At 17.4% G+C, this 326-nt stretch carries 1 pseudogene; it reads right to left on the reverse strand.

Going from position 1 to position 326, the window contains the following annotated elements:
* Nucleotides 1-326 (reverse strand): annotated as a pseudogene (locus LUA84_RS03245) (class I tRNA ligase family protein); the annotation flags it as partial.

Here is a 326-nt window from a genome sequence, read left to right on the forward strand (position 1 = left end):
AAACCAATTTTTTCAAATATTTCAGAAATAAAATGAGNNNNTATTGGATATAAAAATATTGCCTTATATTCAATATATTTATTTATAACTTTTCCATTTATTCTACCTAAAGATCTCTTCAAATACCATTCAAAAGAATTATCTAATTCAAATATCTTATTATTAATAACATTCATATAATTTAATTTCTCATATTCATCTTCAATTTCTTTTGCCAATTTATTTAATTTATTTTCAAACCATAAATCTATATAACTTTTTTCATATTCCTGATGTTTATTATAATTTTCTATTGAATAATTAAAGAATGACATTAAATATTTTAT

Source organism: Candidatus Nanopusillus massiliensis (assembly GCF_920984865.1).